The sequence below is a fragment of the Bacillus sp. UNC125MFCrub1.1 genome, assembly GCF_000701305.1.
In the GTDB taxonomy this organism is placed as follows: domain Bacteria; phylum Bacillota; class Bacilli; order Bacillales; family Bacillaceae; genus Bacillus; species Bacillus altitudinis.
Window position 1 is genome coordinate 1 of sequence record NZ_JNIG01000009.1, and the last position, 13258, is coordinate 13258.

At 41.3% G+C, this 13258-nt stretch carries 13 protein-coding genes, 1 tRNA gene, 1 rRNA gene and 1 riboswitch; of the genes, 7 read left to right on the top strand and 8 right to left on the bottom strand.

Annotated features, from left to right (window positions below; translation table 11 throughout):
- A 16S ribosomal RNA gene (locus tag N521_RS00170) occupies positions 1-225 on the bottom strand; the annotation flags it as partial.
- A 438-nt stretch (positions 226-663) separates the two neighbouring features.
- Positions 664-766, top strand: a riboswitch (TPP riboswitch).
- Positions 767-863: 97 nt separating this feature from the next.
- Here N521_RS00170 and thiT point away from each other — a divergent pair.
- Positions 864-1439: an energy-coupled thiamine transporter ThiT gene (thiT, locus tag N521_RS00175; protein WP_035389183.1), complete on the top strand. Its 576-nt coding sequence runs from the start codon at positions 864-866 to the stop codon at positions 1437-1439.
- 241 nt (positions 1440-1680) lie between these two features.
- Here the strand turns inward: thiT and N521_RS00180 are convergent, their stop codons facing one another.
- Positions 1681-2235 (bottom strand): GNAT family N-acetyltransferase, encoded by a 555-nt coding sequence (locus N521_RS00180; protein ID WP_035389185.1) that lies wholly within the window; start codon positions 2233-2235, stop codon positions 1681-1683.
- Between the two features lie 149 nt (positions 2236-2384).
- On the opposite strand from N521_RS00180, the gene N521_RS00185 reads away from it, so the two are divergent.
- The 3 genes from N521_RS00185 to ftsW are packed head-to-tail and all read left to right on the top strand — an operon-like array spanning position 2385 to position 5352.
- A complete protein-coding gene (locus N521_RS00185) occupies positions 2385-3044 on the top strand; it encodes a DUF1232 domain-containing protein (protein ID WP_051632354.1) in 660 nt (219 codons plus the stop codon).
- Between the two features lie 14 nt (positions 3045-3058).
- Positions 3059-4213 carry a rod shape-determining protein RodA gene (gene rodA / locus N521_RS00190; RefSeq protein WP_017359008.1) on the top strand — a complete coding sequence of 385 codons (1155 nt, stop codon included), beginning with the start codon at positions 3059-3061 and terminating at the stop codon, positions 4211-4213.
- Between the two features lie 5 nt (positions 4214-4218).
- The gene (gene ftsW, locus N521_RS00195) at positions 4219-5352 is read left to right on the top strand and encodes a putative lipid II flippase FtsW (protein ID WP_080688200.1); all 1134 of its coding nucleotides are present in this window, start codon (positions 4219-4221) and stop codon (positions 5350-5352) included.
- A gap of 31 nt (positions 5353-5383) precedes the next feature.
- Here ftsW and N521_RS00200 read toward each other — a convergent pair whose 3' ends face one another.
- Positions 5384-6931 carry a flotillin family protein gene (locus N521_RS00200; protein ID WP_007500611.1) on the bottom strand — a complete coding sequence of 516 codons (1548 nt, stop codon included), beginning with the start codon at positions 6929-6931 and terminating at the stop codon, positions 5384-5386.
- Between the two features lie 11 nt (positions 6932-6942).
- Complete coding sequence (locus N521_RS00205; protein WP_017359006.1) at positions 6943-7473, bottom strand: NfeD family membrane protein; 531 nt, start codon at positions 7471-7473, stop codon at positions 6943-6945.
- 205 nt (positions 7474-7678) lie between these two features.
- Between N521_RS00205 and N521_RS00210 the strand changes: the two genes are divergently transcribed.
- On the top strand, positions 7679-8158 hold the full coding sequence (locus tag N521_RS00210; protein WP_035389190.1) for a DinB family protein: 480 nt from the start codon (positions 7679-7681) through the stop codon (positions 8156-8158).
- Positions 8159-8198: 40 nt separating this feature from the next.
- Here N521_RS00210 and N521_RS00215 read toward each other — a convergent pair whose 3' ends face one another.
- Both N521_RS00215 and betB read right to left on the bottom strand, forming a co-directional pair.
- On the bottom strand, positions 8199-9407 hold the full coding sequence (locus tag N521_RS00215) for an iron-containing alcohol dehydrogenase (RefSeq protein WP_008344050.1): 1209 nt from the start codon (positions 9405-9407) through the stop codon (positions 8199-8201).
- Positions 9408-9434: 27 nt separating this feature from the next.
- Positions 9435-10904 carry a betaine-aldehyde dehydrogenase gene (gene betB, locus N521_RS00220; protein ID WP_008344052.1) on the bottom strand — a complete coding sequence of 490 codons (1470 nt, stop codon included), beginning with the start codon at positions 10902-10904 and terminating at the stop codon, positions 9435-9437.
- 206 nt (positions 10905-11110) lie between these two features.
- On the opposite strand from betB, the gene cudC reads away from it, so the two are divergent.
- Both cudC and N521_RS00230 read left to right on the top strand, forming a co-directional pair.
- A complete protein-coding gene (gene cudC / locus N521_RS00225; protein ID WP_035389194.1) occupies positions 11111-11668 on the top strand; it encodes a choline uptake/conversion transcriptional regulator CudC in 558 nt (185 codons plus the stop codon).
- 72 nt (positions 11669-11740) lie between these two features.
- A tRNA-Ala gene (locus tag N521_RS00230) sits at positions 11741-11813 on the top strand.
- A gap of 59 nt (positions 11814-11872) precedes the next feature.
- Here N521_RS00230 and N521_RS00235 read toward each other — a convergent pair.
- Together N521_RS00235 and N521_RS00240 are read right to left on the bottom strand one after the other, a co-directional pair.
- Positions 11873-12319: a hypothetical protein gene (locus N521_RS00235; protein ID WP_017359003.1), complete on the bottom strand. Its 447-nt coding sequence runs from the start codon at positions 12317-12319 to the stop codon at positions 11873-11875.
- Positions 12320-12421: 102 nt separating this feature from the next.
- Positions 12422-13240, bottom strand: coding sequence for a peptidoglycan recognition protein family protein (locus tag N521_RS00240; RefSeq protein ID WP_035389196.1), 819 nt, complete (start codon positions 13238-13240; stop codon positions 12422-12424).
- Between the last annotated feature and the right edge of the window lie 18 nt (positions 13241-13258).

Genomic DNA, 13258 nt, shown 5'->3' on the forward strand with positions numbered 1-13258 from the left:
GACAGCCGAAACCGTCTTTCATCCTTGAACCATGCGGTTCAAGGAACTATCCGGTATTAGCTCCGGTTTCCCGGAGTTATCCCAGTCTTACAGGCAGGTTACCCACGTGTTACTCACCCGTCCGCCGCTAACATCCGGGAGCAAGCTCCCTTCTGTCCGCTCGACTTGCATGTATTAGGCACGCCGCCAGCGTTCGTCCTGAGCCAGGATCAAACTCTCCGAGGTATGCAGGATGCATATCACACATGCGTTGCTACACGATGTAGCGAACTTAGCATGTGATCATTTCCTGCCTCGTCAGCGTTTGACTGACTACCTATGAAGTATCATAGGATTTTTTTATAAAAACTCGAATTAACAGGTACGTTTTGTCTTGTTTAGTTTTCAAAGATCATCTTCATTTTCGCTCAGAGGCGACTTTATTAATATAACATTCTATCAAGATGAAGTCAACAACTTTTTTCTTGAATGTTATTTCTCAACCGCGCTGTTTCAGCGGCGAATACAAATATAACACCTTTTAAAAGAAGAAACAAGTATTTTTTCTAAATAATTTATTTTTCTTGATCTCTTCCTATATATTCGTACAAAAAGGGCTTAACTCCGTAATTCACTATTGTTGATCCTGTAGGTCTTTAGTATATTTATAATAGATTGAAATTAAATAACCGCAGGGGGAGCTTTGTGCTGAGAGTGAACAATTCGTTGTTCTGACCCTTTGAACCTGTCAGTTAATACTGAAGTAGGAATGTGGAATCACTTGCATACATGCATTGTATTCAAGCCGATATGTTTTTCTATGAATCACATACTCATCCTGACATGGTCTCTCCTTGCACAATTCGTGAAAAGGGGATTTTTTTATGCAGCAATCAAATCAATTAGTACGACTGATGGAGATCGCCATCATGACTTCTCTTGCACTTGTTTTAGATTATTTATCAGGTCTCTTTTTAAGAATGCCGAACGGCGGGTCAATTGCACTGATCATGATTCCTGTCATTCTCATGTCCATTAGATGGGGCGTGTCTGCTGGATTTATCATCGGTGTGTTAATCGCAGGACTGCAGCTGATGAACAATCCTATTATCGCCACACCTGTACAAGGATTTCTCGATTACTTTGTCGCATCTGTTGTGATTTGTTTAAGCGGGCTATTCTCAGGACCAATTAAAAAAGCCATTCAGGATAAAAAGCGAAAGAAACAATTCTTCTATATTATCCTAGCTGTATTTGTCGCCAGTTTCTTTAGACTGCTGACGTTCTTTATTTCAGGCGTAGTTTTCTTTTCTCATTATGCACCAAAAGGAACACCAGGATGGGTGTATTCATTAGTTTATAACAGCACATATATGGTTCCTTCATTTATCATTTGTAGTATTGTTCTTTGTTTACTCATCCCTAGTGCGTCTCGTTTGGTTTTCCCTCAACAAAAATAACCCAGCTGTTTCAGCGGGTTATTTTTTTTATGCATAATTTGCTGCTCTATTGAATCTATTAATAGTAGAAGATTTCATGCTGGAGGTACGACAATGAATCCTTACTCCATTATGCTGTGCTGTTACATCCTCAGTCTCGCCTACTTTTTGGCAAGTTTCTATGAGGCATTAAAAATAGCAGGTGTGAAAGGGAAAGTAGAGGCTTCTCCTTTTATATCTTATATTTTACTCGCCACCCTTTTTACTTTTTTCTCTCATTATTATTGGAAGCTGACGATATAATTTGTTGAACATGATCACTTAGTACAGACAGTTCCCATCCATACCCTATTTCCTCATGGTTCTCACCAGCCAGCTCGAACTGGCTGGTGACGGCAAAACTGGGTTGAAGCTTTTGATAAAATTGCTTTGCTGAATTTTGCTCAAATACCCAGAGCAGCATATTATGATAGCCTTTCTCTATTAAATAATCCACACCTTTTGCAATCAAAGCCATACCCGCTCCTGATTTCTGTTTTCTCTGCAACAAATAGATGGCATAAAGCTCACCATCATATATTGAATATCTCTCATCACGCTGTTTTCCGAAGGAAGCAAAACCAAATACTCCGTCAGCATCCTCTGCGACAAACGTGCCTTCAAGCGACCTGCTTCTCCAGCTCTCTTCCCGCTCCTCTACATTTAAAGCATCTAAATACTCTTGTGAAATAATGCCGTGATAAGTCGTTTGCCAGCTCTTCACATGAATTTCGGCAATTTTAGGAATATCATTATGTACTGCATGTCTAACCTTCATCTGCACACCCCTTTTAGCCATTTTCTACTCTATGTTTCATATGATAAGTTGCTATTTTATAAAATTCAATCCCTAATGGATATTCGTTGACATTTTGTCAACATCTCTATATATTGGGTACGACTTCTTCTATTAAAGAGTTGAACTTTATGAAAAGGGTGAAGAAAGAGATGGAATTTAAAACAACTGAGCTTCGGCAGTTTTTAAAAGAACAACTGCAAATACGTTCTCTTTCATTAAGAGAACTGAGCACACAAACAGAAATTGATAAAGCGACACTGTCTAGAATCATGAACGGAAAAAGAAAACCGACTTTGAACCATTTACAGCGGCTTTCAGATGCTCTACACATTTCTTTAGATCATCTATTGATCACGGCTGGATTTTCAATTAAAAACGAAAGAATTCACGGTGATACGTTTATTCAAGCGGTAGGAGAGATTGAGCGAACGCTGAAAGATCATGATGTCTATGACGGAACGTTCAGCGAGAATGAATTGAAACAGAAGTTAAATGAATATGAGACCTATAGTCAATCAGACGAGGGAAAAGAAACGATCTCAGCAAAGTTTGAAAAAAAGATAGACACGATAAGCGGTGTTGGGCCATTTCTTGATCAATTGAAAAGCATGTACTGCTCGTTCATGAGCGGACGGGGTACTTCTCGAGAATTGATGTTGATGGGAGGCGCATTACTTTACTTCATTATGCCCGTTGATTTAATACCAGATTATATTTTTCCGATCGGCTATATTGATGACGCTGCAGCGGTGCAGGTCGTATTAAACCAGCTGACAAATAGGCCATAGCAGGTGACGGAGACATGAAAAAACAGAACAGCATTGACTTCGCATTATTATTCACTGTCATTTGCTTCTTTGTGATCAGCCTACTAGCTGTGTATAGCGGATCGGGACAGTATGAAACGCAAGATATGTTTTATTTCGTCAAAAGACAAGTTTTCTGGTATATCGTCGGCTTTGGCCTTATGGCGGCAGTTGCTTACTTTGATTATGAACTGCTTGAGCGGTTATCTTTTCGATTATTTGCAGGTGGTCTCTTCCTCATCATTCTCGTTCATTTTTTTGGCACGAATCAAAATGGCTCCCAAAGATGGATCAACTTGGGGCCCATGAAAGTGCAACCATCAGAATTTATGAAAATTTTTGTCATTCTTCTGTTAGCGGCTATTTTAAATCGATACAAACATCAGCGCTTTTCGTTTAAAGAAAGCATGATTCCTACAATGAACATCATATGCTGGACCGCTGTTCCTTTTTTCCTGATTTTAATTCAGCCAGATTTGGGGACGGCACTTGTGATCTTGTCTATCGCTTTTACACTGATGCTTGTGTCAGGCATTTCAAGTAAGATGATCGCTGCATTAATCGCTTCTTTTCTCGCGCTTCTTGCATTTTTGACCTACTTGCACAATGAACATTTTGAGCACTTTACAAAAGTGATTAAACCTCATCAGCTTGATCGCATTTATGGATGGCTCTCTCCTGATGAATTTGATTCGACATATGGGTATCAACTGAAACAAGCAATGCTTGGCATTGGGTCAGGACAATTATCAGGAAGCGGGTATACAAAAGGAAATCAAGTACAAGGGGGAAATATCCCTGAAGCCCATACAGATTTTATATTTGCAGTCATTGGCGAGGAATTTGGTTTTATCGGCGCCTCCCTATTGATCTGTTTATATCTTATGATGGTCTATCGAATGATTCATGTGGCTATGCATGCGAATACCCTTTATGGGCTTTATATATGTGCTGGGGTGGTTGGGCTGATCGTCTTTCAAGTCTTCCAAAACGTTGGGATGACAGTAGGGCTAATGCCTGTGACTGGTCTTGCCCTTCCTTTTATCAGTTATGGGGGCAGTGCGCTTTTAACCAATATGATCGCCATTGGCCTTGTGTTTAGTGTCAATCTGAGGTCCTCATCCTACATGTTTGGACGTAACTGGGATTGAAGGTGATGTCATCGATTCTTTCTCACCTAAAAAAAATCGACCACATTCTTGCTGGGACGATTGTTTGTCTTTGTTTCTTTGGATTGCTGATGGTGTACAGTGCGGGTTATCCTTTAGGCGAAATAAAATATGGACAGGGCAGCTACTTTTTCATGAAACAGTGGCAATGGCTTTTGATTGGGTTCTTCTTTTTCATCGCTGCGGCCCTGGTTCCATATCAAGCTTACCGTAAATGGATTCGGTGGCTTGTGATGCTGTCACTGTTATGTCTTATCCTTGTCCTGCTTCCAGGAATCGGTGTTGTCAAAAACAATTCACAACGATGGATTCAATTAGGCTCTCTGATCATCCAGCCGTCTGAGGCTGTGAAATTAGTGATGATCATCTATTTCGCCTATGTATATGCAAGGAAACAAGCGTACATCACATCCTTTAAAAAAGGAGTACTGCCCCCACTTCTTCTTTTAAGTCTAGCTTTTTTATTGATTTTAAGACAGCCAGATTTAGGTACAGCAGTTTCTATTTTATTGAGCTGCGGTATCGTCTTATTATGTGCTGGACTTAAAACACTCCACCTCATTCTACTAGGTTCGACGGCTGCGGCAGGAATCACTTTTTTTGCTGTGACCGCTCCTTATCGTTTGAAACGAATCACTTCTTTTCGTGATCCTTTCATGTATGAGGATGGAGATGGTTATCAGCTGATCCATTCTTATCTCGCCATGAATTCAGGAGGGCTTACCGGGAATGGTTTAGGCGGAAGCATTCAAAAACTAGGGTTTCTTCCTGAAGCCCATACAGATTTTATTATGGCCATCATTAGTGAAGAGCTGGGAATCATGGGGCTGTTGTTTGTGATGGGTGCCTACCTACTCATCATGTATCGCGCCGTTCGAATCGTTCAAGGTTTACAAGATCCATTTGGAAAACTATTAACGATCGGGCTTACTTTTCAAATTATGATTCAAGCAGCCTTTAATCTCGGAGCTGTCTTTGGGCTTCTCCCCATTACAGGCATTCCTCTTCCCTTTATTAGCTACGGCGGATCTTCATTGGTGTTCATGATGATATCTGCAGGCATTCTTGTGAATCTCTCTTCATCTATCAAAAGACACCGGCATGTGCCCCAAGTAAAATAGACACCCTCTATCAGAAGGTGTCTTTTGATTTTTATTCTTCTATTTGACGATCAGCGATTTCTTTTTTTCTTGGCTGTTTGATTTCATTCGTCAGTTCTTGGATGCTTTGTTTCACATTGCCTTTGCCAGAGAAATTCTCAATAATTTCTTTAACATCAATTCCAGAAGAAGCTTTCAGACTTTCTTGAAGACTGGACATAAGGTTTGTCGCATAGCTGGTCACTTTGTTGGCACCGCTGCCTTCCCCGTTACCACCTGTATCAACAACTGTAATTTTATCAATGTTAGAAAGTGGAGCAGATACTTGTTTCGCATATTCAGGTAGCATTTTCACAATCATATCAAGAATCGCCGCTTGACCATACTGTTCGAATGCTTCTGCAATTTTCTCTTTCGCTTCTGCTTCCGCAAGTCCTTTCAACCTAATGACTTCTGCTTCTGTTTCCCCTTTTGCACGATCGGCTTCCGCTTTGGCAAGCCCGTCAATCCGAACTTTCTCTGCTTCTGCTTTTGCCATTGCTTCAATGCTGTATTTCTTCGCATCTGCTTCTGCAAGACGCTTCGCTTTTTCCGCCGCAGCCGACTGCTCAACAGCATAACGGTCCGCATCTGCTTTCTTTTTCACTTCAGAATCGTATTGACGCTCACGACGCTGGATCTCTTTTTCTTCTAATTCAATTTGCTTCTGACGTTCAATGATTTTGACTTGCATTTCTTGTTCAGTTACGTGCTGACGATTACGAGCTGTTTCAAGATCGTACGCTTGGTCAGCGCTTGCTTTTGCTGTATCTTGTTCACGTCTGAATTCTGCTCTTTTCAGCTCATTGATTTTTTCTGCTTCAGCGATTTCAGTGGCACGCTCAAGCTCAGATTTTTTCGCATCTTTATCTGCTTCTGCACGTTTGATACGTGTTTCTTTATCTGCTTCTGCTGTCGCAATATCTGCATCGCGTTTCACTTGAGCAATTCTAGGTTTACCTAGTGATTCTAAATAGCCATTTTTATCACGGACATCTTTGATTGTAAACGATACAATGACAAGACCCATTTTCGCTAGATCTTGAGAAGCGACACGCTGTACTTCTTGAGAAAATTTCTCTCTGTTTTTATAAATCTCTTCAACTGTCATTGACCCTAAAATGGAGCGAAGGTGTCCTTCTAGTACTTCTCTTGCTTCATTTTCACGATCTTCTTTTGTTTTCCCTAAAAACTGCTCTGCAGCAGTGGCGATTTCTTCAATTGATCCGCCAATTTTAATGATGGCCGTTCCATCCGCCATGACCGGTACACCCTGCTCAGTATAGACTTCAGGCGTTGAAACATCTAGCTTGCTAGATAGTAAGCTGAGCGGCTCTGCTTGTTGAAAAACAGGGAGTACAAAGGTACCTCCACCTCTTACAATCTTAATCTTGTTTCCACCTTCATCCACGTGGACATTTTTACTTCCGAGGTAACTTCCTGTGACGATTAATGCTTCATCTGGACCAGCAGTCCGGTATTTCGAAACAAATACACCAATAAGTGCAATGAGAATCACAAGCACAATTCCAATAATAATTAATATGGTTGTTCCTGGCATAGCATTCCCTCCTAGATTTCTTCATTTGGTATAACAGATAACACGCCTTTGTTCACTTCGACGACCAGCACCCGGGTTCCATATGGAATCTCCTCTTCGTCGAAACTGACGGCAGGCTTTGAGATTTTTCCGCTGTTACTAATTAACAGCACTTCTCCAAACCCATCTTTTGGTACAGATACAATGATCTCCCCAGTTCTTCCTTTTAGGTCGGCCTCCGTATATGAAAGAGATTCTTCAGCAGAGGAAAGCGGGACTAAGACAAATACATTTAAACAAGTAACGAGAACCACTGCGAGGATGGCAGATAATACGGCGCCAAGTCCACTTCCTACAATTGCTGTTTTTTCAGAGATAAATCCTCCAGCCGAGAAAAAGGTAAGAAATGCGAGGATCAATGTTGGTTGAAGGAACGGGACAGGAATCGCTTCAAACAATCCATCAAATACATCGCCAAAAAAGACGAAAACAAGCGTCAGGATTCCTGATACCATCAATATGTATAAGTACAGCGTCTGAAGAGGCAGCCCAAACACATCCATCTTCCTCACCCTTTCTTTATGAAATGAGCAGCCTTTCATTCATTTAGACTATGCTCACATCCAAGTGTATTCCTTCTAACAGGTAATACGAACCACTTTTGTAAAGGTTTCATTTTTCATCACAATTCATTAAAGGATTTCTCGGATAGCTAAAGAATGATTGTCTTGTACCAGTATGATAAAATTTGATCTTGAGGTGAGAGAAATGAGTTTATTACATGAAGCAAGACAAGAATTGTGGCAGGAGCTGCAAGGATTGAGCGAAGAACAATTAAATCAAAAATTATCTGATGATACTTGGAGTATTCAAGAGGTGGCAGATCATTTAAAGAAGATGGACCTAGTTGCAGCAAAACATCTAGCTGCCGAGGGGAAAAAAGCACCGATTAAAGAATATGAGCCAAAGCCGGTGGAAATGGCAGAGGATCGTTCAAGAAAAGCCACTGCGCCTAGTATTGTTGAGCCAGAGCGCAAGCATGTGACACCTACACATTTAAAAGATGAGCTTGATACAGCTCGTGAGAAATTAAATCAAATTTTATCAACGTTTACAGAGGAAGATTTCAAACGCGTGATTGCACATCCTGTGTTTGAAGAACTTTCATTAAAACAATACCTTGATTTTATCGGCGCACATGAAAAGCGCCATATTCATCAAATTAAAGAAATTAAAGAACAGCTATAAGATGTAAAAAAGACTCCCTTTTGGGAGCCTTTTTTCATTGTTACACTGTTTTAGGTGTTAAATCAAAGCAGCGAGCGTAAATCCAGTTGTATGCTTTTTCGTTGAGGTCTCTTGGGTTTCCAACTGTTTGCGGATCTTTCATTGCTTCTTTAGATAAACGGTCGATCATATCTTTTGGTACACCTTGTTCTTCTAATGAAGGAACTTCTAGGTCTTCCACTAAATCATACATCCAATTCACTGCTGCTTTTGCAGCTTCCTCTGTTGTCATTCTGCTTGTATCAATTCCGAATGCTTGCGCAATTCGAGCGAACTTCTCTGGGTACCCTTTCCAGTTATATTCCATGACAGGTCCCATCATTGCCGCTACACATTGGCCATGTGCGACAGGAATAATCCCCCCAAGCGTTTGACTCATCGCATGGGCTGCACCAGCTGATTCACTTCCATAGGAAAGTCCTGCAAGCATCGCAGCTTGTGCCATTCCATATCTTGCTTCTAAATCCTCTCCATCAGCAAAGGCACGGCGAATATAATGAGCAGCATATTCAATGGCCATGAGCGCTACCGCATCTGTAATTGGCTGAGCAAACTTCATCGTATAGCATTCGATCGCGTGCGCAAGCGCATCGATACCCGTCATAGCCGTCACATGCGGCGGCATAGATACATGAAGCTCAGGGTCAATCACTGTTAGGTGAGCTGCAATGAGTGGGCCACCTGTGTTGAATTTGAATTCCCTTTCTTCGTCAGTAATCACTGCCCACTGCGTGACCTCTGAACCTGTACCAGCCGTTGTCGGAATTGTGGTTAACGGAGGGATTCTATTTTCAAGCGGTTTTTTCCCCTCAGCCGCTTCGTAATCAAGAACTGATCCTTCATGAGTCGCTTCCACACCAATAGCCTTCGCTGTATCCATTGAGCTTCCGCCGCCTACTGCAACTAAACCATTACAGCCTTCTTTTTCATATAACGCAGATCCTTCATTCACTAAACGGACTGGCGGGTTTGGTTCTACTTTATTAAATAGAACCACATCAACTTGCGCTTCTTTTAATGAAGCAATCACTGGATCCACAACACCCGCTTGATAAATACCAGGATCTGTGACAAGCAATACCTTTGAAACGCCGTATGCTTTCACTTCTTCCCCAACATGTTTCACTGCCCCAATGCCATGCTTGATAACAGTCGGAATTTCAAACGTATGGAATTTTTGCATGCTTTCAATTTTCATATTTAAAGTCATATAGAATCTCCTCCAGATAAGTGATATTTATTTAAACCAATGAACCGCTTCTGGTTTTGTATTTCGATATAAATGTTTTAGTTCCGTATATTCTTCAAGGCCCGTACGTCCTAATTCACGTCCAAGACCTGATTGTTTATACCCGCCCCACGGTGCTTGGGCAAAATAAGGATGGAAGTCGTTGATCCATACCGTGCCTAATCTTAATTGACGAGCCACTCGTTCGGCTTTGCCGATATCAGAAGACCACACCGCTCCTGCTAAACCATAAATCGTGTCATTTGCCAGCTCGATGACTTCTTCCTCTGATCGGAAGGATTCGACAGTGAGGACTGGTCCAAACACTTCTTCCTGTACAATTCGCATGTCTGATGTACAGCCTGAGAAAATCGTCGGCAAGTAGAAGAACCCTTTTTGAAGCTCCTCTGCTTCAGGTCGTTTCCCACCTGTTTCTAATGTTGCGCCTTCGTCTAAACCGATGCTGACGTATTTTTCTACTTTTTCTCGATGCTCAGCTGAGATGAGCGGTCCGCTCTGGGTTCCTTCATCAAAGCCGTTGCCTAGCTTGATTTTTTTCGTACGCTTCACCAGTTCTTCTAAAAATTCATCATGAATAGATTCTTCCACTAACAAGCGTGAACCTGCTGAACACACTTGCCCTGCATGGAAAAACACAGCATTCATTGCCTGGTCAACCGCTACGTCTAAATCAGCATCTTGAAAGACGATATTCGGGTTTTTCCCGCCGAGCTCAAGGGCGATTTTCTTCACATTCCCGCTGGCTCCCTGCATGATTTTCTTACCTGTTTCAATACCGCCTGTGAATGAAATTAAATCGACTTGGTCATTGACAGCCAGCTCATCTCCAACAGTTGCTCCAGGTCCAAGTACTAAGTTGGCAACGCCTGCTGGAACACCCGCTTCTTCCATAAGTTTGAAAACTTTGATCGTGGTTAATGGTGTAATTTCACTTGGCTTTAGTACGATTGTATTTCCAGCTGCAAGTGCAGGAGCGATTTTCCAGCTCGCTTGAAGCAATGGATAGTTCCAAGGAGTGATTTGACCGCATACACCGACAGGTTCTCGGACTAATTCACTTTTTGAGTTTGGAATAGGCGATGCAATGATTTCCCCGCCATCCTTATCAGCAAGCCCCGCATAATATTGGAACACGTTCGCAATATCGTCCATATCCGCTTTGCTTTCTTCTAATGTTTTGCCGGTATCAAGTGATTCTAATTTGGCTAATTCATCTAGGTCTCGCCTAATCAATTCAGCAATTTTAAACACAATATTTCCTCTTTCAAGTCCAGGCATGTTTGCCCAATCACCTTGATCGAAGGTTTTTCTCGCTGCCTTAATGGCTAACTGCGCGTCATTTCTTGATCCTTCACTGACTGTCGCGATCACTTCTTGATTAAATGGATTGATGATATCTCTTGTGTCGCCACTCTTAGCGCCAACCCATTGTCCATCGATAAATAGTGTTTGACTCATAGAAGGAACCTCCTCTGATTCTCTTTGGTAAATTTGTTAAATAAAAATTTAACGTTTTGAACATAATTAACTTAACATGTTCAAATTTTTCTGTCAAAGGGGGATATGCTTCTTTTATTTTGACATTTTGCATTCTTTCGTTAACATATAGTCCATAAAGATTTTTTTGAACGTATTGAATTCACTTAATAGAAAGCAGGGACAAGATGAAAAAGCAGGAACAGCCACAAGCAGAAGAACGCATTTTAGCTGCTAAAGATCTCGTCATTGATTCCATCGCTGAAACAATGGATCTCTATGGCATTACTAGAAGTGCGGGTATTCTATATGGGACGATGTATTTAAATGAGGAAATGACGCTGGATGAAATGCGTGAAGAGCTGCAAATGAGTAAGCCTAGTATGAGTACGGGTGTGAAAAAACTGCAAGACATGAATATTGTCAAAAAGACCTTCCACCGCGGCCGAAGAAAACACAGCTTTGTTGCTGAGAAAGACTTTTTTAAGTTTTTCATGAACTTCTTCCCGCAAAAATGGGAACGAGAGGTCGAGGTTAATCTAGCAGCGATTGAAGAAGCGCAAGAACGCCTTCAAGATGTAGCTCGTGATGATCAGGCGGAGGAACATGAAAGAGAGGAAGCAAAACAGCTCATTGAACAGCTTGAAAGCTCAAAAGCCTATTATGACTGGCTTAGACGATTAGCCCACTCGGTTCATTCGGGAGACATCTTTGACTATATTCCGATTGATCAGAAAGAAAAATAGCCGGGGTGTTTGTGTTTTACAGCTTGAATTTTACAGGAGGATTGATTATAATAAGTTATGTCGTAATACTTCGGGGCATTAGCTCAGCTGGGAGAGCGCTACGCTGGCAGCGTAGAGGTCAGCGGTTCGATCCCGCTATGCTCCATTATCAAAAGCCTATCCAATGATGGATAGGCTTTTTCATTTGATTTTACTCATAAAAGCTTATTTGTCTGGTTCTTGAATTTGATAACCAAAGACTCCTTTTATCTCAACATCCCCACAGCCTTCTTTTTTAGTCAGTTTAATACCATGGGGTCTATAAATGTAGCGCCCACTTGATAAAATTCGGTCTGTTGCACTTAGATCATATTGGTTACCTGTATACTCTTTGACTGATGACGGAAAATCCGTTCCTGATAAGGATGTTCTGTAGAGTGTCACCTCAAGAGTACAACCCTCTGCATTTAGTATAGAAAATTGGTAGCCATAAGTAGATGGATATTGTTCAGGATTATTTTGACCTCCTGGTACCCACAGATCTTTTTCCTGTTCCGTCATGATGAAATCAACTTCTACTTCTCGATAAATGGTCTTAGCTGCAACCTTTTCCATATTAAAATGGAACATGACAATGAAACAAAGAGACATCATTACACATATCCGCTTCATACAACCCCTCCATTCATTTTTACCATTATACAACAAATAACACCAAAAATGGTTTTATTTTACTTTTTTATAATAAATAAGAGTTGATCCATTCCATATGTGTTAACTTTCTATGATCTTTCTTAATGTTTCTTTGGTCTTTGGACCATATATGCCATCTGGGGTTAACCCATGCATCATTTGAAATCGAGACACTGCATTCGCAGTCTTGGGTCCGTAGTACCCATCGATTCCATTATTGATCGCTCCCTTATCAGGATAAAAATAAATCGATGCTAAGGCTTGTTGTACGGCTTTTACAGCTGACCCTTTTGTAAGAGGCTTCGTCACTTTTAAAATACCTGCGGGCAAACTGTATGTTTTTTTGACCTTGTTGGTTTTAGATGTTGATCTCGTTGATATGGTTTTGATAGATGTTTCTTTCACAGGTTTAGCTGTTGTCATTTGACTTGATGCTGATGCAATACCCGCCTTGAAGCCATCCCAACGATTTAACAGCTTACGCGGACACTCTTTCCCGCTCCAATGCTTATGCGGCACCACGTTTGATAAAGGAATTCCTAAATCCCCCATCAGTTTTCGAATGAGCCATTGGGCGTTTTCAACGGCTTGTTCAAAGTCACCGCCTGCATTTTCACAAATTTCAATTCCAATTGATTTCATATTGCCGGTTCCCCTGCCATCTCCTGCGTGCCAGCCATTTTCGTTTAAAGGTAAATGCTGATAAATGACCTGATCATCGACCGTGTAGTGCCAGCTAACCCCGGTACTTGCCCGAGCAACAAATGCTGCATGATTTGCCGCATCAGCCCCCCGTCCAGTGTTCGATGTATTATGCACCGTAATATAGAGCGGCTTCATCCTGTTTCCTGGTCTGTTGCGATTTTGTTTTGGGATGAGTGCTTGAATGATCTTCACCATATTGTTTCTCCTTCAAAA